Source organism: Prauserella alba (assembly GCF_024171735.1).
Taxonomy (GTDB): Bacteria; Actinomycetota; Actinomycetes; order Mycobacteriales; family Pseudonocardiaceae; genus Prauserella; species Prauserella alba.
The window spans coordinates 1-21876 of record NZ_JAMTCH010000003.1; the positions used below are offsets into that span (position 1 = coordinate 1).

The window sequence follows — 21876 nt, forward strand, 5'->3', positions numbered from 1 at the left end:
CCTAGATGAGGTCTCCCACCCGTGATGGGTTAAGGCCCCCAAGAGATGATTGGGTTGATAGGCCAGACATGGAAGCGCAGTAATGTGTGTTGGAGTGGACTGGTACTAATCGGCCGAGGACTTGCCCACGAAGATGCTACGCACCCACTCTACGATCCTGAAACACCACACCACCCCACACGCGGGTGTGTGGGGAAGCGACAGCATGTGTTGTTTCGTAGTGTTTCGGTGGTGATAGCGGTAGGGGTACGCCCGGTCCCATTCCGAACCCGGAAGCTAAGCCTGCCAGCGCCGATGGTACTGCATCCGAAGGGGTGTGGGAGAGTAGGACACCGCCGAACTTAACCACAAAAGAAGGGGCCTGTCGGCTCGAGAACCACCCCGTCCTCGGGGTCACGGTCTCGCCGACAGGCCCCTCTTCTTTTGTGCTCTATACACAACACCACACCACACCACGTGCACCGCCGGAGGACGAGATCCCATTCCGTTACCGCTGCGGCTGAGCCGAACACTCGTACGTCGGCCGGGTCGGTTGACGGCTGCGTCCGTTGACGATCCGGTGCGTATTCCGTTGGGCGGAGCCGATGCATTGTGCGGATAAGGCTCGATTGTGTGGATAAGGTTCGGATGGGCGAGCCGGTCGAGAAGAACGCGGGGTCGGAAAAGGCCGGTCGATGAGAGAGGTCTGTCCGTGGGAGGAGGAATCGGTGGACAAGATCCGCGCAGTCAGTCTGGCGACCGCAACGCTGGCCTTCACCCTGGGTCTGTCGGGGTGTGGTGGCGCCGGCGAGGACGAAACGCCCACCGGCGGTAACGCGGAAACGACCCAGACGGGCAACAGGTCCCACGGATCACCCTCCGATGCGGAAACCCAGAGTAGGAACACGGCCGATAACCAGAGCGGGAACACGTCGGCGCTGACGATCCAGGCGACGGGCCACGGACCGTTCGGGTTGACCACCTCCGGTCGGCCCGAAGGGACGAGCGAACGGCAGACAGGAAAACTCATCGTCGGCCCGGGAAGCTGCCTGGCCCTCCAATCCGAAGGCCGGCCGCGGCTGCTGGTGTTCGGCGGCGATGCAGACTTCGTCCTTCGCGGAGACCGGCCGTCCGTGACCACACCCGCACTGGGCACCACGGCCGCCGGCGAGCACCTCGAGGTCGCGGCGACGTCCGTGGCGAGCGGTGACGTCACGGGAGTCCCGCGACGATGCACGCACGGCTCGGCCGAGACTGTGCTCGTGATCGGCTGACGGCCCGCCGACTTTCCTCACCGGTGGGAACGGCAGACCACCAGGCCCAATCGCCGGACGCGTTCACGTGTCCGATCGACCGGTGAAGATCGGGCATAGACTGGCCGCGTGAGTACGCGGATCTTGGTGGTGCAGCCGGACGGGTCGGTCCCGGTGGGCGCGCTCGGCGACTGGTTGACCGAAGCGGGCGCGACACTCGATGTGAAGCTGGCCGGCGTCGACGACATCCCCGCGGACGCCGACGAGTACGACGGCGTCGTGTGCCTCGGCGGTGGGATGGGTGCGTTCGACGACGAGGCTCACCCGTACCTCGCCGACATTCGGATGCTGCTGAGCAGAACCACCGCGGCCGGCGTCGCGACACTCGGCGTGTGCCTCGGCGGGCAACTGCTCGCCGCCGCGACAGGCGGCGTGGTGCGCCCCGGGCCGCAGGGCCCGGAGGCCGGGCCGCAACTCGTGTCGAAGAAGGACGCGGCGTGGAAGGACCCGCTGTTCGCCGAGCTGCCACTGATGCAGGACGTCCTGGAGTTCCACCGGGACGTCATCGACACGTTGCCCACGGCGGCGACGTTGCTCGCGTCGACGCCGCTGTACCCGCATCAGGCGTTCCGCATCGGCAGGCGCGCCTACGGGCTGCAGTTCCACATCGAAACGACCCGCGACATCGTCGACGCATGGGTGGCTCGATCCCCCGACGTGGCGGCCGCGGCCAAACCCGGTGCGTTCGACGCCGACACGGTGGACCGCATGCACGCCGACATCGACGAGACGTGGCGGCCGTTCGCACGCCGCTTCGTCGACCTCGCAGCCGGCAGGCTCCGCGCCGCGGAGGACCCACGGCGCGGACTGCCGTTGGCCTGAGGACACCTGGCCCGACTGCACCATCCGTGTCACCGCTGGCCGGACTACGGTAGGAGCCGATGGTAGACAGCGTTCGTCCCGCGGCCTCGACGGCCAGGTTCGGTTTCACCTCGGACCATGCCGCCGCCGAACTGCACGCCGCGGGGTGGTGGACCGACACCGGGCCGGTCTCCGGCGCCGAACCGGTACTCGCGGCGCTCGCCAACGCCCCCGACCCGGACCTGGCGCTGCGCACCATCGACCGCATCCGCGAGGCCGACCGTGACGGCTGGGCCGACCTCGACACGGCGCTGCGCAGCGACCCGGTCATGCGCGGGAAGCTGCTCGCCGTCGTCGGTTCCTCCACGGCGCTGGGCGACTACCTCGTCGGCTCACCGGGCCAGTGGCGCCGGCTCGCCACCCCGACGGCGGCCGCCGAGTACGCCGCGCAGTTGCAGGCTTCGGTCCGCTCCGACGGCGAGGTCATGACCGGTCCCGCCGCCGAGCAGGCACTGCGCAGGGCATACCGGGGGCTGGTGCTGGAGATCGCCGGGGCCGACCTCGGTCACCTCGTCGAATCGCAGGTGGAAGCGGCGACGTTCGTGCACACGACCCACGCGCTGACGGCCGCCGCCGACGCCGCGTTGCAGGCGGGGCTGACCGTGGCCGCCCGTGAGACGCGGGACGCCGCCGACGCCACGCTCGCCGTGATCGCCATGGGCAAATGCGGTGGTCATGAACTGAACTACGTCAGCGACGTCGACGTGGTGTTCGTCGGCGACGGCGACCTGCAGGTCGGCACCCGGTTGGCGACCGCGATGATGCGGATCGTCGGCAAGGCGTGCTTCGAGGTCGACGCGGCACTGCGGCCCGAAGGCAAAGCAGGCGCGCTGGTGCGCACACTCGACGGCCACGAGGCGTACTACAAGAAGTGGGCGCGCACGTGGGAGTTCCAGGCGCTGCTCAAGGCCCGCCCCGCCGCGGGCGACGCCGAGCTGGGCCGCAGGTACGCCGAGCTCGTCGCACCGATGGTGTGGGCCGCCGCGGAGCGCGACAACTTCGTCGCCGACGTGCAGCACATGCGCCGCCGCGTGGAGAAGCACATCCCCGCCGAGATCGCCGATCGGGAGTTGAAACTCGGCCGGGGCGGCCTGCGTGACGTCGAGTTCGCGGTGCAGCTGCTGCAACTGGTGCACGGTCGGGTCGACCACGAGCTGCGGTCGGCCTCCACACTCGACGCGCTCGCCGCACTCGGCACCGGCGGCTACGTCGCGAGAACCGACGCCGAGGAGATGGCCGAGTCGTACGAGTTCCTCCGCGTCCTCGAGCACCGCCTGCAGCTGCGCGCGTTGCGCCGCACCCACCTGTACCCGGAACCCGACGACACCGCTGCATTGCGATGGCTGGCCAGGGCTTCGGGTATCCGTTCGTCGCGGGCGCGGTCCCGCGCCGAACAGCTCGACCACGAGTTCCGCAAGCACGTCGGGCGGATCCGCCGACTGCACGAGAAGCTGTTCTACCGGCCGTTGCTGGAGGCCGTTGCGCGGGTGCCCAGCGCGGCGCTCCGGTTGACGGCGAAACAGGCGCAGCAGCGCCTCACCGCGCTCGGGTTCGCCTCCCCGGAAGGCGCGCTGCAGCACATTCGTGCGCTCACCACCGGGGTGAGCAGGCGCGCGGCGATTCAACAGACGTTGCTTCCCGTGTTGCTGGATCTGTTGGCCGACACCCCGGAACCGGACGGTGGGCTGCTGGCCTACCGGCGCGTGTCCGAGGAGCTGGCCGACACGCCGTGGTACCTGCGCGTACTGCGGGACGAGGCGGCCGTCGTGGAGAACCTCGCGACGCTGCTGGGCACGTCACGGCTCGTTCCCGACCTGCTGGTGCGGGCGCCCGAGGTGCTGCACATGCTCGGCGACGCCGAACGTCTCCGCGACCGCCCGCCCACGGAGACGGCGACGTCACTGCGGGCGGCGGCACGCCGGCAGCCGGGGTTGGACGCCGCGGTCGCGACGGCGCGGTCGCTGCGCAGGCACGAGCTGTTGCGCGTCGCGTGTGCGGACGTGCTCGGACTGCTGGACGTGCCGTCGGTGTGCGATGCGTTGTCGTCGGTGTGGGCGGCGGTGCTGCAGGCAGCGCTTGAAGCTGCGACCCGGTACCAGCAGGCGCAGGCCGGTGGCGTGCCCGCGCGGATCGCCGTGATCGGCATGGGCAGGCTCGGCGGCGGCGAACTCGGCTACGGTTCCGACGCCGACGTCCTGTTCGTGTGCGAGCGCGGCGAGAACGCCACCGACGAACAGGCGCTCAAATTCGCCACGACCGTCGCCGAGACGGTGCGCAGCATGCTCGGCGCACCGTCCCAGGACCCGGCGCTGGAGGTCGACGCCAACCTTCGCCCCGAGGGACGCAGCGGACCGCTGGTGCGGACGTTCGAGTCCTATCGGGCGTACTACGAACGCTGGGGCGAGGTGTGGGAGTCGCAGGCGTTGCTGCGGGCGCGGTTCCTCGCCGGTGACACCGACCTCGGTGACCGGTTCGTCGCCGCGATCGACCCGTTCCGGTACCCGGAGGGCGGGCTCGACGCGGCCAAACTCCGGGAGGTGCGCCGGATCAAGGCCCGGGTCGACACGGAGCGTATGCCGCGCGGCGCCGACCCGACGATGCACACGAAACTCGGCCGCGGCGGGCTGGCCGACGTCGAGTGGACCGTCCAGCTGGCCCAACTGCGGTATGCGCACGACCTTCCGCAGTTGCGGACCACGTCGACGCCTGCGGCGCTCGATGCGATGGCCGAGGCCGGTCTCGCCGCCCACGAGGACGTCGAGGCGCTGCGCGAGGCGTGGTTGCTGGCCACCAGGGCGCGCAACGCGGCGATGCTGGTCCGGGGCAAGGCCGTCGACCAGTTGCCGACCTCGGGTCGTGAGCTGACCGCGGTGGCGAGCCTGTTCGGCTACGGCGTGGATGACGACGCGGGCGAGTTCCTCGACGCGTACCGGAAGACGACCCGACGGGCGCACGCCGTCGTCGAGCGGCTGTTCTACGAGCAGTGACGGTGGCGTGGTGAGCGGCTGCTCACCTTCGGGGGACCGGTCTCGCCCGCGCCGTTTACGGTGGCACGTGTGACTGAGCGTGAACCCTTCTCGATCCAGGCCAAGGTCCGCACGTACGAGCTGGACCCGAACGGCCACCTGAACCATGCCGTGTACCACCAGTACGGCGAGGTCGCGCGCACCGAGCTCGCGGTCGCCGCGGGTGTCACCGAGGGGCTCATCAAGCAGGGCATCGGCATCGTGATGCTGGAATCGCACATCCGGTTCCGCAGGGAACTGCGCTTCGGTGACGAGGCCACCGTGTCGTGCGTGGCCCGGTTCGAGGAGGACAAGAAGGTCTTCTGGATGGACAACGTGATCACCAAGCTCGACGGCACGGTCTCCGCAGAGATCGAGTCCACCCTCGGCCTGATGGACCTGGAGAAGCGCAAGCTCGTGCCCGCCCCGATGGAACGCATCCGCGACGCGGGTGTCGATCTGGACCTGCTGCGCGGCAGCTGAACCCCAACGCCAGTTCCGAGCCTGCCCGAGCGCCGACGCGAGCCACGCCCGCGTCGGCGCTTCTCGTGTGAGGAAGAGCCCGCCGGCCGCGAACCGGGTCGGTGGCTCGTGGCGTGCTCGGTAACTCAGCGCGTCGGCTCGGCGTCCGCCGCCGCCTCGTCGGTTGCCTGGGTGGCCAGCCAGGCGTCCCGCACGTCGTCGTCACGGCCGGACGAGGTCACCAGGCTGACCGCGATGGTGAGCAGGAACGATGCCGGCAGCCCGATCAGCACCTCCGAGGACGTGGGCAGGTCCATCGTGAAGGCGAGGCCGAACAGTACGGCACCGCCGACCATCCCGGCCCCTGCGCCGGCCGCGGTAGTGCGACGCCACCAGATGCCGAGCACCATCGGGGCGAAGAACGCGGACGCCAGCAGTGCCACCGCGGCGGTGTACAGCACGATCAGGAACTCCGGCGGGTTGATCGCCAGCAGAATGCACAGGATCCCGATCACCCAGGTCGCGACCTGCGTCACCCGGATGACCTCCTTCTGGCCGGCCTGCGGGCGCAGGATGCCGCGGTAGAGGTCGTGGCCGATGGCGGAGTTACAGGCCATCAGCAGTCCCGCGGTGGTGGACATGATCGCGGCGAGTACGGCGGCGGCCAGCACACCCTGGCCGACCGGGCCGAAGACACGGTCGGCCAGGGTGAGGAAGAGGGCATCGGGATCGGTGACGTCCGCGTTCGGCAGCAGCGTCGCGGCCGCAGGCACGAGGACAATGGCGACGATGAGCATCATGACGCCGTAAAGCAGCATCGCGGTGTTGAGGGAGACTCGTGCGGACCGGACGTTGCGCGCGGAGTAGACCCGCATGATCACGTGCGGCAGCACCGAGATCGCGGTCGCCCAGGTCAGGAAGGCGCCGACATAGGACCAGGTCGAGTGGGCATCGGCGGCGCCGGTGAGTGCCGGGTACGCCTCCAGGGTGGCGTTCCATGCGGTCGGGAAGTCGCCCATCGCGCTGAACGCGGCGACGCCGAGGCCGACCATGCAGGAGAACAGCAGGATTCCCTGGAAGATGTCGTTCCAGGTCACCGACAGGAAGCCGCCGATGGAGACGTAGAGGACGAAGACGAGGCCCGCGACCCACAGCGCGGTCTGGTAGTCCCAGCCGAGCAGATGGCCCGCGACGATGGCGGAGCCCTTCAGCTGCGAAATGATGTAGGCGCTGCTGGCGACCACGACGAGCACCGGCACCACCACGCGCATCATTGGACTGTCGAACCGGGAGTTGAAGAAGTCGGGCACGGTGTACTTGCCCAATCTCCTCAGGGGCCGGGCGACCAGCACCGACGCCACCACGAATCCCACCGGGGCGCCGGCGACCAGGGCGGCGGCAAACGGGAATCCCAGCGCCAGGGCGCTGCCCACGCTCGCCATCACCGAGCCACCACTGGCCAGCGAGGCGATGAACGCCCACGAGTTCACGAAGGTGCCCAGGCTGCGGCCGGCGACGAAGAACTCGTCGGTGGAGTGGCGCACCCTGCGGTAGGCGACCATGCCGATCGCGATGAGGACGAGGAAGTAGCCGAGGACGATCATCAGGGTCATCGGTCAGTCCTCCTTCGACCGCAACGCAAGGATGAGACCGCCGACCGGTGCGGCGACCATGGTGAACCAGAGCAGCCAGGCGATCAGGGCGACGCCGGCGATCTCGACGTCGTCGAACAGCGGTGTGAGGGCGACGGCGGCCAGCGCGGTGATGCCGACCAGCAGGCCGATCTCGCCGCGAGTCGCGGTGGGCATGGCACGGGACACGAGGGCCTCGCTCTCGGGGATACGGGGAACACGGGTGGGTGCGGTGACGCGCCGACTCAGGCCCGGTCGTCCAGGCCGACCAGACGCAGGAACATGGCGGTCAGGTCGGCAATGGCCTGTTCGCGGAGACCGGGTTCGCTGCGAACCAGTGGTGCGAAGTTGGCGACCATGCCGCCGCCGGCCCGGGCGATCGCGTCGGGCGAGGCCGCCGGATCGAGGACGCCACGCTCCGTCTGTCGGCGGACGTAGCGCGCGGTGCGCTCCCGGGAACGGGTGTGGAACTGCTCCCACAGCGCCTCCATCTCCGGGTCCACCAGCGACTGGTGTTCCAGCACGGTGAGGAAGGCGAGGTTGGCGGTGTAGGCGTCGAGGTAGGCGGCGTTCGTCGCCTCGGCGACGGCCCTGACGTCGTCGGCGTCGATCTCGCCGAGGTCCTGCGCCGCGACCATCCGGTCGCGGACCTGCTGGGCGACCACGCCGAACACCTCCTGTTTGGAGGCGAAGTAGACGTAGAAGGTGGCGCGCGAGACGCCGGCATCCTCGGTGATCCGGTCGATGGTGGTGCGGGCGTACCCGAGGTTCTCGAAGGTCCGTTGTGCGGCGGCGACGAGAGTGGCCCGGGTGGCGCTGTCGGCACGGTCGTACTTCTCTCGGGTTGCCCATGGCTGCTGTGTGACCACGGACACAATAAGAGTTGACATTGGCGTCAATGTCAAACGTAGGGTGTGAGCCAGCTCATGTCCCGAGTGGAGCCGGGTCGAGCCACCACGACTCGATGCGGTGTTCACGACCAGCTCGGAGGTCTTTCCGTTGTCGCCATCGGTGTCCCAGTCGTCGCTCCGGTCGGGGCCCGAGTCGGCCCCGAGCCCGGTCGTCCTCATCGCCAACCGTGGCGAGATCGCCGTGCGTATCCACCGGGCCGCTCGCGGGCTGGGATACCGCACCGTCGCGGTCCACACCCCCGGCGATCGGGAAGGACGGGTGGTGTCGCTGGCCGACGCCGCTGTGGCGCTGCCCGACGAGACCGGCTACCTGGACGCCGAGCGGCTGGTCCGGGCCGCCGTCGAGCAGGACTGCACCCTGCTTCACCCCGGCTACGGATTCCTCAGTGAGAGCGCCGAGCTCGTCCGGCTCTGCGACAAGGCAGGCGTGACCTTCGTCGGCCCGGGCGCGGAGACGCTGGCGCTGCTGGGTGACAAGGCGCGCGCCCGGGAACTGGCGGTGTCGTTGCAGGTGCCGGTGCTGCCCGCCACCCCGGCAGGCGTCGGCCCTGCCGACGCTGCGGCGCTCCTGCGACGACTCGGCGAGGACGGCGCGGTGATGGTCAAGGCGGTGGGCGGCGGTGGCGGGCGCGGGATGCGCATCGTCCGCGATACCGGAGAGCTGGACGACGCCTGGCAGCGGTGTCGCTCGGAGGCCGAGCGCGGCTTCGGCAGCGGGGAACTCTACGCCGAGCAATACCTGCCCCGTGCCCGCCATGTCGAGGTGCAGATCATCGGCGACGGCAACGGCGGCATCGCCCACCTGTACGACCGGGACTGCTCGCTGCAACGACGGCACCAGAAGGTCGTCGAAACGGCGCCGTGCGTCACCCTCGCCGCCGAACACCGGGAGCCGCTGCTGGCGGCAGCCACGCGGATCGGCGCCGACGTCGGTTTGGCCGGGCTGGCCACCGTGGAGTTCCTTGTCGACGCCGACCATCCGGAACGGTTCTACTTCCTGGAGGTCAACCCGAGGGTGCAGGTGGAGCACACCGTCACCGAGGAGGTGCTCGGCCTCGACCTGGTGTCCGCTCAGCTGCGGATCGCGGCGGGTGCGTCGCTGGCGGCGATCGGGCTGACCCAGGACCGGATCCCGGCTCCGCGCGGGCTCGCGGTGCAACTGCGGATCAACACGGAGCGGCTGCAGCCGGACGGGACCTCCGTCGCCGCGGCGGGCCGGATCGCGACACTGCAGTTGCCTGGCGGCCCGGGTGTCCGAGTCGACAGTCACGGCACCGCGGGGATGGAGATCGCCGGCCGCTACGACTCACTGCTGGCGAAGATCGTCAGTCACATCCCGCGGCCCGACCTCGCCGCCGGCGCCGCGGCTGCTCGGGAGGCGCTGGCCGAGACCGAGGTCGATGGCGTCACCACCAACATCGGCGTGTTGGACCGACTGTTGGCCCATCCGGCGTTCGCCGCCGGTGAGATCACCACGGGCTTCTTCGACGAGCACGTTTCCGACTTCGTACCGGCCGCGGAGGAGTTCGCGGTGCGGGCCGGGTCGGGCAGCGTCGTCGCCGAGTTCCCCGGCACGGTGGTCGACGTCCCGGTCACTCCCGGCGACCACGTGCTCGCCGGCACACCGGTGGTGGTGCTGGAGGCGATGAAGATGGAGCATGTCGTCGCGGCGCCGCTGGACGGCGTGGTCGAGCAAGTGCTGGTCGCCGCTGGTGACGTCGCCGCCGACGGCGGGGAACTGGTGCGGCTGCAGCCCGACGAGGAACAGAGCGGGGTGCGGGCCGACGAGGTCGCGATCGACCCCGATCACCTCCGCCCCGACCTGGCGGAGGTGATCGAGCGGCACCGGATCGGGCTGGACGAGGCGCGCCCCGGGGCGGTCTCCAAGCGGCGGCGCAGCGGGCACCGAACCGCCAGGGAGAACATCGCCGACCTGGTCGACGAGGACGGCTTCGCCGAGTACGGCGCACTCGCGGTCGCCGCCCAGAGCCGTCGGCGCAGTCAGGAGGACCTGATCACCAACACCCCGGCCGACGGCATGGTCACCGGGGTGGCCCGCATCAACGGCGGACGTGCCGCGGTGCTCTCCTACGACTACACGGTGCTCGCCGGTACCCAGGGGATGCGCAACCACCGCAAGACCGACCGGCTGCTGGAGCTCGCCGAACAGCAGCGGATCCCGGTGGTGCTGTTCGCCGAGGGCGGTGGTGGCCGGCCGGGCGACACCGATCACGGCGGCGCCGCCGGACTGGACGTTCCCACGTTCGTCACCATGGGGCGGCTCAACGGGATCGTGCCCACGATCGGCATCGCCACCGGCCGCTGTTTCGCGGGCAACGCCGCGCTGCTCGGCTGCTGCGACGTCATCATCGCCACCCGCGACGCCACCATCGGCATGGGCGGGCCGGCGATGATCGAGGGCGGCGGACTCGGCGTGTACCGCCCCGAGGAGGTCGGCCCGACCGACGTGCAGGCACCCAACGGGGTGATCGACGTGCTGGTCGAGGACGAGGCCGAGGCGGTCGCGGTGGCGCGACGGTACCTGTCCTACTTCCAAGGCCCGGTCGCGGACTGGGATGCGGCCGATCAGCGGACGCTGCGCCACGTGATCGGGGAGAACCGGGTGCGTGTCTACGACGTACGAAGGGTGATCGACCTGGTCGCCGACACCGGCTCGGTGCTGGAGCTGCGCCGCGACTTCGGCAGCGGCATCGTCACCGCACTGATCCGCGTCGAGGGCCGCCCGATGGGGCTGATCGCCAACAACCCGGCGCACCTGGGCGGTGCGATCGACACCCCGGCAGCCGACAAGGCCGCCCGGTTCCTGCAGTTGTGCGAGGCGCACGGGTTGCCGGTGCTCTCGCTGTGTGACACCCCCGGCTTCATGGTCGGCCCGGAAGCGGAAAAGACCGCGACGGTGCGCCACTTCAGCCGTCTGTTCGTCACCGGCGCCAAGTTGACGGTGCCGCTGGTCACGGTACTGCTGCGCAAGGCCTACGGACTGGGCGCGCAGTCGATGGCCGGTGGCAGTTTCAAGGTGCCCGCGGCGACGCTGTCCTGGCCCACCGGCGAGCTGGGCGGAATGGGGCTCGAGGGCGCGGTGCGGTTGGGCTACCGGCGGGAACTGGAGGAGATCGACGACCCGGCCGAACGGCAGCAGCGCTACGAGGAACTCGTGGCCGAGCAGTACCGGCACGGCAAGGCGATCAACGCGGCGATGGTGTTCGAGATCGACGACGTCATCGACCCGGCTGAGACGCGTGCCCGCGTGCTGGCCGCGATACCCGCCGAGGTGCCCACGGCCCGACGCGGCTTCGTGGACACCTGGTGACCCGGACCATCCCGACACCGCCACCGAGAGGACGACGCCGATGACCGCGGACACCCCTGCGACCGAGACTGCGGCAGCCGCCGCGGAGAACCACAGGACCGAGACCGCCCGCGCGTTGGAGACCTACCTCGCCGGCTTGCGCCCCCGGCAGGAGCGGCTCCGCCCCGCCGGGACTCCGCAACGGGTGCACTATCCGCTGGGCGAGATCACACTGCCCGAGCACGTCGACGAGTGGGCGCGGCGGCGCCCGGAGACCACCGCCATCGCGTTCGAGGGCGCCCGGATCAGCTATGCCGATCTGGCCGACCGGGTCGCCAGGATCGCCGGCTGGCTGGAGTCGGTCGGCGTGGTCGCCGGGGACAGGGTTGCGGTGTTCATGCCGAACGCGCCGCAGTTCGTGATCACCATGCTGGCCGCGCTGCGACTCGGTGCGGTGCACGTCCCGGTGAACCCGATGTTCCAGGCCACCGAGCTGAGCTACGAACTGGCCGACTCCGGCGCCACCGTGGTGGTCACCTTCGACGAGCTGTATCCGCGGTTGGCGACTGCGCTGGACGCCGACGGCGTGAACGTGGCGCGCGTGCTGGTGACGGGGCCGCGGGAGCTGGCACGCGAGGAGAGCCCGCCCACCACGGTCGCGGGTGAAGTCACCCGCTGGGCTGAGGCGGCCACGTGCACCCCGGCGCCGGTTCGCTCCCGGGACGTTGACGCGCTCGCGGCGCTCAACTACACCGGCGGCACCACCGGGCTGCCGAAGGGGTGCCAGCACACCCAACGGCACATGATCTACACCGCCGCGTCCTCGGCCGGGGCTACCCGGGAGAGCGACGAGACCGGATTCGTGGCGGTCTGCTACATCCCGATCTTCTGGATCGCGGGGGAGAACCTCGGCATCCTCAACCCGCTGGTGCTCGGCGGCACAGTGGCGCTGCTACCACGGTGGAACGCCCGCGCCGTGCTGGATGCCATCGAGACCCACGGTGCCACCACCATGGTCGGCACCGTGGAGAACTACCTGGAGCTGCTGGACCGGCCCGATCTCGGCGAGCGGGACCTCTCGACACTGCGGGACCCGATGGCGGTCTCGTTCGTACGCAAGATGACGCCCGAGGTCCGCGCCGCCTGGCAGGCCGCGGTCGGCGACCACTCGGTGCTGCGGGAGGGGGCGTACGGAATGACCGAGACGCACACCATGGACGTCACTCCGTTCGGTCTGGCAGGTGACGACGCCGATCTGCGCGCGGAACCCGTGTTCTGCGGGCTGCCGGTGCCGGGTACCGACGTCGCCGTGGTCGACTTCACCACCGGGAGGCCGCTGCCGCCGGGCGAGGCCGGAGAGATCCTGGTGCGCAGCCCGTCGGTGATGACCGGTTACTGGAACAAGCCCGAGGCCACCGCGCGGCAGCTGGTCGGCGGTTGGCTGCACACCGGCGACAACGGCCGCATCGACGACCGGGGCTGCCTGCACTACCTGGGCCGCGACAAGGACATGATCAAGGTCAACGGGATGAGCGTGTTCCCGGCCGAGGTCGAACTGCTGCTGTGTGGCCACCCGGACGTCCGCACGGCAGCGGTCGTCGCTGCCGATCACCCGGACACCGGGCAGACACCGGTCGCGTTCGTGAATCCGAACCCCGAGGCAGCCCTCGACCCCGAGGACCTGCGGACGTGGGCGCGGGACCAGATGGCCGGCTACAAGGTCCCTGTGGTGGAGATTGTCGAGGAGTTTCCGATGACCGCCACCGGCAAGATCAGGAAGGTGGAGCTCGCCGACCGGGCACAGCAGATCGTCGACACCCGTCGCTGAGCGATCAGGCAGGAGGCGCGGCGTGACGCTCGGTACGGCCGCCAACAGCGGACGGCCCGTGGCCGACGGAACGCATCTCACGATGTTTCCGCAGGCCACGGGCCGTTTCCGGAGTGATTTCGGAGGTCGGAACCTCGCGACGATCAGCAGTCGTAGTAGAGGGCGAACTCGTACGGGTGCGGACGCAGCCGCAGCGGGTCGATCTCTTCCTCGCGCTTGTAGGCGATCCACTTCTCGATGACGTCGGGGGTGAACACGCCGCCTTCGAGCAGGTAGTCGTGGTCGGCCTCGAGGTTGGCGAGCACGGTCTCCAGGTCGGCCGGAACCTGCTTGACGTCCTTGGCATCCTCCGGCGGAAGCTCGTACAGGTCCTTATCGATCGGCTCCGGCGGCTCGATCTTGTTCTTGATGCCGTCAAGGCCGGCCATCATCATCGCGGCGAACGCCAGGTACGGGTTGCCGGACGAGTCGGGGCAGCGGAACTCGATGCGCTTGGCCTTGGCGTTGTTGCCCGTGATCGGGATGCGGACGCACGCGGAACGGTTGCGCTGCGAGTACACCAGGCTGACCGGGGCCTCGTAGCCGGGCACGAGCCGGTGGTACGAGTTCACGGTCGGGTTGGTGAACGCCAGCAGGCTCGGCGCGTGGGCGAGGATGCCGCCGATGTAGTGACGCGCCACGTCCGACAGGCCGGCGTACCCGGACTCGTCGTAGAACAGCGGCGCCCCGTCCTTCCACAGCGACTGGTGGCAGTGCATGCCCGAGCCGTTGTCACCGTAGAGCGGCTTCGGCATGAACGTGGCCGTCTTGCCGTTCTCGAACGCCGTGTTCTTCACGATGTACTTGAACAGCTGCAGGTCGTCGGCAGCGTGCAGCATCGTGTTGAACTTGTAGTTGATCTCGGCCTGGCCCGCGGTGCCGACCTCGTGGTGGGCGCGCTCGAGCTCGAAACCCGAGCCCATCAGGTGCTGGGAGATCTCGTCACGCAGGTCGGCGTAGTGGTCGACCGGCGGCACGGGGAAGTAGCCGCCCTTGAACTTGGTCTTGTAGCCCTTGTTGCCGCCCTCTTCCTTGCGGCCCGTGTTCCACCAGCCCTCGACGGAGTCGATCTCGTGGAACGTGGCGTTCTCCGACGAGTCGAAGCGCACGTCGTCGAAGACGTAGAACTCGGCCTCCGAACCGAAGAACACGGTGTCGGCCACACCCGACTCGGAGATGTACTGCTCGGCCTTGCGCGCGATGTTGCGCGGGTCGCGGCTGTAGGGCTCGCGCGTGAACGGGTCGTGCACGAAGAAGTTCATCGCCAGCGTCTTGGCCTGCCGGAACGGGTCGATCTTCGCGGTCGCCGGGTCCGGCAGCAGCAGCATGTCCGACTCGTGGATCGACTGGAAACCCCGAACCGAGGAGCCGTCGAAGGCGAGTCCCTCTTCGAACGCGTCCGCGTCGAAAGACTTGGCGGGGACGGTGAAGTGCTGCATGATCCCCGGAAGGTCGCAGAACCTCACATCGATGAATTGCACGTCCTCGTCAGCAATGAGACGCAGGACATCGTCGGCAGTAGTGGACACCCTCGGTGACTCCTTCTAGGTCGAGCTCGCGTGAGCATTGCTCTCTTCGGCCCAAGCTAAGAGGGCGTTGTTGCCCGACCGTCACCCGTATGTTTCACCGGGGTTAACGGATCGGCGAATATCGGATACTCCCACGTCAGGGCGCTCGGGGCAGCGCCGAACCGGCGGCATACCCTGTTCGTGTGGCTCGATGGACCGGAGAGTGGCTCGCGAATCTGTCCGCGGCGGCCGATCAGGACCCGCCGCGGTGGCCCGGCGAGCGGCTCGGCCTGCCCGCCGACGGCGTCGGCGCGGCCGCCGGCTCGAGCCGCCGGTTCCTTGGCCTGATCGCCGACCTGCTGCTGGCCTCGCTGCTGACCGCGTTGTTCGTCCGGCCCGACGTCGACGACATGGCCGTCATGGAGTCGTTCAACCTGTGGTCACTGGGTACCTGGGCCTTCATCACGGTCGTGTCCGCGGCATGGTTCAGCTTCACCCCGGGCATGGCGCTCTGCGGCATCCGCATCGGCAGGCTCGACGGCGGCGGCGTTCCCGGGCTGTGGCGCGCCCTCGTGCGCTGCGGTCTGACGTTCCTCATCGTTCCCGCCGCGGTGCGTAACACCGACGCCCGCGGCTGGCACGACCGCCTCACCGGCACCGTCGTCGTCCGCATGCGCTGAACCGGTGCGGGCAGCGGCGAACCCGCGAACGCCCCGAACACGCCGGACCTTCCCGCCTGCAGCCGGACCACACGAAGCGGGGGCCGCCTCCCGTCGTGGGAAGCGGCCCCCCGCTGCGGGTGAACCGAGTGCGACTGCGGGTCAGCGGCGGCGGACGGTCCGCTGGACGTTGCGCATCTTGGCCCCCTGAGGCATCGGGCCCTTCGGCATCGCGGCACCGCGGTTGCCCAGGGCGGACAGCTTCGTCTCGAGGGCGTCGACCTGCGGTCCCTTGAGGTTGCGCGGCAGCTTCATGAGGTGGTTCTGGAGCTTCCGCAGCGGAACCTGCCCCTCCTCGTCGCCGATGATCACCTCGTAGATCGGGGTTTCACCGACCAGTCGGGCGATACGCTTCTTCTCCTGCGACAGCAGATTCTTCACCCGGTGCGGAGCTCCTTCGGCGACGAGGACCACGCCCGGCCCACCGAGCACCCGGTGTACGGCGTCGAGTTGCGTGGTCGCCGCCACGGTCTGCGTGACGCGCCACTTGCCGCGCAGGTTGTCCAGCGCCCACGCGCCTGCACCCGGCTGGCCCTCGGCCTTCGCGAACACGTTCTTCTGCACGCGGCGACCGAACAGGATGATCGCGCCGAGCACACCGAGCAGGATGCCGAGCGGCAGCAGCAGCCACTTGATGCCGAGCCACATGCCGAGCAGGAAGACCAACCCAGCGATGACCAGGAAGGTCCCGAGCATCAACGGGATCAGGGCCTTGTCCTCCTTGCGCTGCATATGGAACGCCTGGAAGATCTGGCCACGGCGCGCCTTGCCCGCCGCCCGCTTTTCCTTCTTGGCCTGCTTGGCAGCCTCTTTGTCCCGCTTCTCCGCCATAAGAGCCAGGATACGGGCGTCCGGGCTGCCGATGTTCCGTCGGTCCCCTCTGCGAGGATGCGAGGCGTGGGAAGTGCGTCGTCGAACCGTCATCCGGAGCTGCTCGAGGGCCTCGACCCCGAACAACGCGCGGGCGCGTGCGCCCCGCGCGGACCCGTGTGCGTGCTCGCGGGCGCGGGCACCGGCAAGACCCGCACCATCACTCACCGGATCGCCTACCTGGTGCGCTCCGGTCATGTCTCCGCAGGTCAGGTGCTCGCCGTCACCTTCACCTCCCGTGCGGCGGGGGAACTGCGCACACGCCTGCGCGGACTCGGCGTCGAAGCGGCGCAGGCCCGTACGTTCCACGCGGCGGCGCTGCGTCAGCTCCGCTACTTCTGGCCCCGCGTCGTCGGCGAACGCCAGTGGGACCTCATCGACGGCAACAAGCTCCGCCTCGTCGGCCAGGCGGCCAACCGGCTGGGCCTGCCGACCGAGATCGACGTGATCCGCGACCTCACGAGCGAGATCGAATGGGCGAAGTCCTCACTCGTCGGCCCCGACGACTACCCGGCCGTGGTCGCCAAGCTGAAGCGGGACACCCCGGAACCGGCCGAGCGGATCGCCGAGCTGTACCGGGGATACGAGCAGACCAAGAACGAAGCGCAGCTGCTGGACTTCGACGACCTGTTGCTGCACACCACGGCGGCGCTCGAGGAGCACAGAGCGGTGGCCGACGAGTTCCGTGAGCGGTACCGGTGTTTCGTCGTCGACGAGTACCAGGACGTCACACCCGCACAGCAGCGGCTGCTCGACGCGTGGCTCGGCGGCAGGGACGACCTGACCGTCGTCGGCGACGCCAACCAGACGATCTACTCGTTCGGGGGCGCCTCGCCGCGCCCGCTGCTGGAGTTCACCCGCCGGTTCCCCGACGCGACCGTCGTGCGTCTCGAACGGGACTACCGGTCGACGCCGCAGGTGGTGTCGCTGGCCAACCGCGTCATCGGGGCCGCGCGGGGCAGGCCGGCAGGATCGCGGCTCGAACTCGTCGGACAGCGCCCCGAGGGCCCGGAACCGCGCTTCGCCGAGTACGACGACGAACCCGCCGAGGCCGCCGCGGTCGCGGCGCGTATCCGTGCGCTGCTCGACGACGGGGTCGCCGCCAGCGAGGTCGCGGTGCTGTACCGCGTGAACGCCCAGTCGGAGGCGTACGAACAGGCGCTGTCCGAGGCGGGCGTGCCGTATCTGGTGCGCGGCGGCGAGCGGTTCTTTCAGCGGCAGGAGATCCGGCAGGCGATCGCGGCGCTGCGCACCGCGGCGGCCGACGAGCCGCGCGGCGAACTCGTCGCGCTGTGCCGCCGGGTGCTCGCGCGCGTCGGGCTGACCGAACAACCGCCCGCAGGGGGCGCGGCGCGGGAACGGTGGGACGCGTTGCTGGCGCTCGTCGAAGTGGCCGAGGAGCTGGCGACCACGGTCGAGGGGGCGAGCCTCGGCAGGCTCGTCGGGGAACTCGAACAGCGCGCCTCCGCGCAGCACCCGCCGACGGTGGAAGGCGTCACCCTGGCCTCGTTGCATGCGGCCAAGGGCCTCGAATGGGACGCGGTGTTCCTCGTCGGTCTCGCCGACGGCACCGTGCCGATCCAGCGCGCCGACGGTGACGACGAGGCCGTCGAGGAGGAGCGCAGGCTGTTCTACGTCGGCGTCACCCGTGCCCGTGAGCACCTGTCGCTGAGCTGGGCCCTTTCCCGCCACCCCGACGGCAGGCGCAATCGCCGCCGCAGCCGGTTCCTGTACGGCCTCGTGCCGGAGGACCACCCTGCGGCGCCCGTCGCGAAATCGGGTCAGCAGACGAAGTTCGCCAACTCGTGCCGCATCTGTGCGCGGCCGCTGATCTCGACGATGGAGGTCAAGCTCGGCCGGTGCACCAAGTGCCCCGCCGACGTCGACGAACACCTGCTCGGACGGCTGAAGGACTGGCGGACCGAGCGCGCCCGGGAATTGAACGTGCCCGCGTTCGTGGTGTTCACCGATTCGACCCTCGTGGCGATCGCCGAGCAGCGGCCCACCGACAGCAAGGCGCTCGTCGGCATCTCCGGCATCGGCGCGTCCAAGCTCCAACAGTTCGGCGACGACGTGCTCGCCGTGGTGCGTGACGAGGCCGGCGGATAGCGGGCGAGGCAGACGTCCGGTGCGCCCGTGACGGACGGCGAGCGGCTGGTCACGGCAGTTTTCCGGGAAGAATGTCGAACTTTTCGAAAAATCAGTTGCCCCGTCACGCGTGGTCGCAATAACCTGCAGTGACCAGGTCGAAAAGCGCGGCCACCCAGGCGGTGGCCGACCGGATACGAGAGGAGGTGCCCGCAATGGAGTTCACGACAACGATCGACATCGCCGGCATCTCCGGAGACCGGTCGACCCTGCGTTGTGACGGGCGGTCCGTGCGTCCTCAGCTGCTCTGCGCGTCGGTCGATCGTGACCGCCGGCCTGCCGGCATGTCCCTGGATCCGCGTGACCTCGCTGCGTTCGACGTGCGTGGGGGCGCCACGTCGCACGCTCCGGCCGGCGGCGCGGCGCTCGCCGCTGCCGACCTCGGCAACCCGGTGCCGCGCCCGGAGCGTCGTCAGCAGCTTCCGATCCAGATCCAGGACAAGTCCCGGGTTCCGCCCGGCTTTTGCGAGAGGCGTCGTCTAGCGACCGGCTAGGCAGTTGGCTCTCGAAGGCCGCGGAACCCATCGGATCCGCGGCCTTCGTGCTGTTCGAGGGCTGTGTGGATCCGCCGACTCATCCGCACACACTCGTTACTGAAGGAGCCGCCATGCCAACGGCCACCGTCTCCGCGTCAGAGGAGACGTTCTCCGCCCTGTTGGCCGGGACGACCGGAGTCGCCGAACTGATCGACTCCGGAGAGTCAACCGATTTCGACCTTCCCTGTCGGACCGGCGATGCGGACCTGTGGTTCGCCGAGAAGCCGTCCGACCTGGAACGCGCCAAGACATTGTGCGGCGAGTGCCCGGTGCGCTCGGCCTGCTTGGAAGGTGCACTCGCCCGCGGTGAGCCGTGGGGCGTCTGGGGAGGCGAGATCTTCGAACGCGGTGCCGTCGTGGCCCGCAAGCGGCCGCGAGGCCGCCCGCGGAAGCACCCGGTGCCCGAATCTCGGGAACGGAGCGCCGCATGACGAACCGACTGCACCGCGAACCAGGCGAGACGCACTCGCTGACGGTGACATCGCGACACCACACATCCACCGAGTCGAACACGGAGACACCTCACATGTTGCTCCACGAAGAACTGACCAGAGATCGAATACGTGAACTGCGAAAACAGGCCGAGGGAGGGCGGGCCGAACGTCGGCACCGCGCGGCACGACGTTGGCAGCGAATCGCTCGCTGGGCATCGCGGCGTGCCGAGCACTTCGACCGGTAGGCCGGGCACGGTGGGGTGGCCGCCGGACGCTGGATCCGGTCGTCACCCCACTGCTCACCCGTGTTGAATGGGCGGAATGGCAGCACATACACACGACGACGTCGACTGGGCGGCACGCCTGTCCGGGATGCGCAGGCTCGACGAACTCGAGAGCGCCGCCACGGCCGAGGTGGCCGGCCGGCTCACCCGGAACCTCGGTGCCGGAGCGACCGTCGTGGATGTCGGCTCCGGCGCGGGCGGAATGAGCGCGGCGCTCGCTGCCTCACTCCGTGCGCGGGGTGGCGGCACCGTGGTCGCCGTCGATGCGATCGACGAACTGCTCGCCGCGGCACGTGACACCGCGCGCGAGGCGGGCGGTGACGTGGTGACCGTCGACGGGGTCGTCGCCGACCTCGGAACGGAACCGCTCGCGCAACTCGTCGAGCCTGCCGACCTGGTGTGGGCGTCGGCCGTGGTGCACCATCTGCCGGACCAACAGGCCGCCGTCGACCGGCTGGCTGCGGCGCTCCGCCCGGGCGGCCTCCTGGCGATCGCCGAGGGCGGACCCGGTGTGCGCTGCCTGCCGTGGGACCTCGGCGTGGGTCGCCCAGGGCTGGAGCTGTGCCTGCTCGGCCACCGCGACGCGTGGTTCGAGGACATGCGCACGTCGATGCCGGACGCCGTGGGCATGGGCTACGGCTGGAACGTGGCCGTCTCCCGTGCGGGGCTCAGCGATGTCACGTCGTTCACATTCCTCGTCGAGCATCCCGCACCGGCAGGGGAGCGGGTGCGGGAATTCGTGCTCGACCACATCGGCGGCCTCGCCGAGAGAGCAGGCGACCGGATGGACGCCGAGGACCGGGACACCGTGGCCCGGCTGCTGGATCCGGCGGCGGGCGACCACCTCGGCCGCCGCGACGACATCTACCTGCTGAGTGCCCGGACCGTGTACCTCGGGACGAAGCCGTGACCGGCGTGGACGTGCACGGCGAGGCACCCGTGACGTGCGGACTGTGCGGCGAGCGCGGCCACACCGAGACTGTTGCCGCCGGACTGGGCTGGCTGCGGGAATCCGAAGCGGGCCGGACGCGCTGGCTCTGCCCGCGCTGCGTTCGCGACCACGTCCGCGACATCGAGGGAAAGCTGCCCGCCGAGTACTGGTGACGGCTCATGCCGCCGCCACCTTCGCCCTGCACTGGACGGCCGGTCGTGCGCGGTCCGCGGCTGTACGGAACGCCTTCGCCAACTCGGTGAGCACGCCGCGTCGATCCGTGGTCAGCCGCTCGGGGTCGGTTCGCACGAGCGTCACGCCCGCCGCGGCCAGTGCCAGATGCCCGAAGCGGGCTTTGCCGGGCGGGTGGAACTGCCAACCCATGCCCACCTCGTCCCACCACGCATCGACGGTGCCGATGTGCCTCCCGCGCCGGTCGCAGACCGTCACGTCCCACCGCGGTGGCGGCAACGGTCCCTCGCGGAGTACCGCGCGTGCCCACCCGTGCACGTAGGTGTCGCGGTCGCGGCCGATCGACCGCAGTTCGGACCGCACCACGGCGGAACCACGTTGGCTGCCGGAGTCGAGTTCGGCGCGTAGTTCGGCAGCGGTCGTGAGTCCGTAGTAGATGGGCAGGGACAGCAGGTCGCGCAACCGGCCGGGATCGGGTTCTCGGCGTGCTGCGTCGAGCGCGGCCCGGGTGGCGGGCGCGTACGGGATGCCATCGACGACGACGGGTTCGGGTGGTCGGGACGTCCGTTCCACGAGCGCGAACGTCGGCGAGAGCATGCGACGCCCCTTCGGCACGAGGACGTGCACGGCGGGGGACCTCGGCAGGGCGATGCCGTGAGCGTCGAGGGCGTCGCCACCGGTGACGACGCCCTCGTCCCCCACGTATCGCGCGAGGGCGCGCACCAGCTGTCTTCGGGTCGGCTCGCTCGCGCTGAGCAGGACGATCCCGGGCAGTAGGCGTCGCCACGGACCTCCGGGGCGGCACCGGCGCGTGATGGTGCCCTCGGACATGCCGTGCGCGCGTAGCTCCGCGGTGGTCAGGACGTTGTCATGTGCGGCGGGTGTCAGCTGCGCCGCGTCGGCCAGAGCAGTCAT

18 protein-coding genes and 2 rRNA genes are annotated in these 21876 nt (G+C 69.8%); 14 read left to right on the top strand and 6 right to left on the bottom strand.

The genetic code is table 11. The features are described from left to right. From LY12_RS00025 to LY12_RS00050, 6 genes are all read left to right on the top strand, one after another. A 23S ribosomal RNA gene (locus LY12_RS00025) occupies window positions 1-129 on the top strand; the annotation flags it as partial. A 95-nt stretch (window positions 130-224) separates the two neighbouring features. Further along, window positions 225-341: ribosomal RNA gene (gene rrf / locus LY12_RS00030) — 5S ribosomal RNA — on the top strand. A 366-nt stretch (window positions 342-707) separates the two neighbouring features. Then, complete coding sequence (locus tag LY12_RS00035; RefSeq protein ID WP_253852476.1) at window positions 708-1253, top strand: hypothetical protein; 546 nt, start codon at window positions 708-710, stop codon at window positions 1251-1253. Window positions 1254-1361: 108 nt separating this feature from the next. Further along, window positions 1362-2114 (top strand): type 1 glutamine amidotransferase, encoded by a 753-nt coding sequence (locus LY12_RS00040; protein WP_253852477.1) that lies wholly within the window; start codon window positions 1362-1364, stop codon window positions 2112-2114. Window positions 2115-2173: 59 nt separating this feature from the next. Next, window positions 2174-5140: a bifunctional [glutamine synthetase] adenylyltransferase/[glutamine synthetase]-adenylyl-L-tyrosine phosphorylase gene (locus tag LY12_RS00045; protein ID WP_253852478.1), complete on the top strand. Its 2967-nt coding sequence runs from the start codon at window positions 2174-2176 to the stop codon at window positions 5138-5140. Window positions 5141-5209: 69 nt separating this feature from the next. Beyond that, window positions 5210-5641 (top strand): acyl-CoA thioesterase, encoded by a 432-nt coding sequence (locus LY12_RS00050; RefSeq protein WP_253852479.1) that lies wholly within the window; start codon window positions 5210-5212, stop codon window positions 5639-5641. Between the two features lie 125 nt (window positions 5642-5766). Here LY12_RS00050 and LY12_RS00055 read toward each other — a convergent pair whose 3' ends face one another. From LY12_RS00055 to LY12_RS00065, 3 genes are all read right to left on the bottom strand, one after another. Continuing rightward, window positions 5767-7233, bottom strand: coding sequence for a sodium:solute symporter family protein (locus tag LY12_RS00055; protein ID WP_253852480.1), 1467 nt, complete (start codon window positions 7231-7233; stop codon window positions 5767-5769). Between the two features lie 3 nt (window positions 7234-7236). Further along, window positions 7237-7428, bottom strand: a complete 192-nt coding sequence (locus tag LY12_RS00060) for a hypothetical protein (RefSeq protein WP_253852481.1) — start codon at window positions 7426-7428, stop codon at window positions 7237-7239. 68 nt (window positions 7429-7496) lie between these two features. Further along, the gene (locus LY12_RS00065; RefSeq protein ID WP_253852482.1) at window positions 7497-8126 is read right to left on the bottom strand and encodes a TetR/AcrR family transcriptional regulator; all 630 of its coding nucleotides are present in this window, start codon (window positions 8124-8126) and stop codon (window positions 7497-7499) included. A gap of 94 nt (window positions 8127-8220) precedes the next feature. Here LY12_RS00065 and LY12_RS00070 point away from each other — a divergent pair, with 94 nt between their 5' ends. Together LY12_RS00070 and LY12_RS00075 are read left to right on the top strand one after the other, a co-directional pair. Next, a complete protein-coding gene (locus LY12_RS00070) occupies window positions 8221-11493 on the top strand; it encodes an acetyl-CoA carboxylase family protein (RefSeq protein WP_253852483.1) in 3273 nt (1090 codons plus the stop codon). Window positions 11494-11533: 40 nt separating this feature from the next. Beyond that, window positions 11534-13300, top strand: a complete 1767-nt coding sequence (locus LY12_RS00075) for an AMP-binding protein (protein ID WP_253852484.1) — start codon at window positions 11534-11536, stop codon at window positions 13298-13300. 143 nt (window positions 13301-13443) lie between these two features. Here LY12_RS00075 and glnA read toward each other — a convergent pair whose 3' ends face one another. Continuing rightward, on the bottom strand, window positions 13444-14868 hold the full coding sequence (glnA, locus tag LY12_RS00080) for a type I glutamate--ammonia ligase (RefSeq protein WP_253852485.1): 1425 nt from the start codon (window positions 14866-14868) through the stop codon (window positions 13444-13446). Window positions 14869-15050: 182 nt separating this feature from the next. Here glnA and LY12_RS00085 point away from each other — a divergent pair, with 182 nt between their 5' ends. Then, window positions 15051-15527: an RDD family protein gene (locus LY12_RS00085; protein ID WP_253852486.1), complete on the top strand. Its 477-nt coding sequence runs from the start codon at window positions 15051-15053 to the stop codon at window positions 15525-15527. A gap of 141 nt (window positions 15528-15668) precedes the next feature. Here the strand turns inward: LY12_RS00085 and LY12_RS00090 are convergent, their stop codons facing one another. Continuing rightward, window positions 15669-16397: a DUF4191 domain-containing protein gene (locus tag LY12_RS00090; protein ID WP_253852487.1), complete on the bottom strand. Its 729-nt coding sequence runs from the start codon at window positions 16395-16397 to the stop codon at window positions 15669-15671. Between the two features lie 57 nt (window positions 16398-16454). On the opposite strand from LY12_RS00090, the gene LY12_RS00095 reads away from it, so the two are divergent. From LY12_RS00095 to LY12_RS00115, 5 genes are all read left to right on the top strand, one after another. Further along, window positions 16455-18545, top strand: a complete 2091-nt coding sequence (locus LY12_RS00095; RefSeq protein ID WP_253852488.1) for an ATP-dependent DNA helicase UvrD2 — start codon at window positions 16455-16457, stop codon at window positions 18543-18545. 194 nt (window positions 18546-18739) lie between these two features. Further along, window positions 18740-19078: a hypothetical protein gene (locus LY12_RS00100; RefSeq protein WP_253852489.1), complete on the top strand. Its 339-nt coding sequence runs from the start codon at window positions 18740-18742 to the stop codon at window positions 19076-19078. Between the two features lie 113 nt (window positions 19079-19191). Further along, entirely contained in the window at window positions 19192-19551 is a 360-nt protein-coding gene (locus tag LY12_RS00105) for a WhiB family transcriptional regulator (protein ID WP_253852490.1), read from the top strand. 324 nt (window positions 19552-19875) lie between these two features. Beyond that, window positions 19876-20748, top strand: coding sequence for a class I SAM-dependent methyltransferase (locus LY12_RS00110; RefSeq protein ID WP_253852491.1), 873 nt, complete (start codon window positions 19876-19878; stop codon window positions 20746-20748). Then, window positions 20745-20942: a hypothetical protein gene (locus LY12_RS00115; RefSeq protein WP_253852492.1), complete on the top strand. Its 198-nt coding sequence runs from the start codon at window positions 20745-20747 to the stop codon at window positions 20940-20942. Before LY12_RS00110 ends, LY12_RS00115 begins: the two co-directional genes overlap by 4 nt. A gap of 4 nt (window positions 20943-20946) precedes the next feature. On the opposite strand, the gene LY12_RS00120 is transcribed toward LY12_RS00115, so the two are convergent. Beyond that, entirely contained in the window at window positions 20947-21876 is a 930-nt protein-coding gene (locus LY12_RS00120) for a hypothetical protein (protein WP_253852493.1), read from the bottom strand.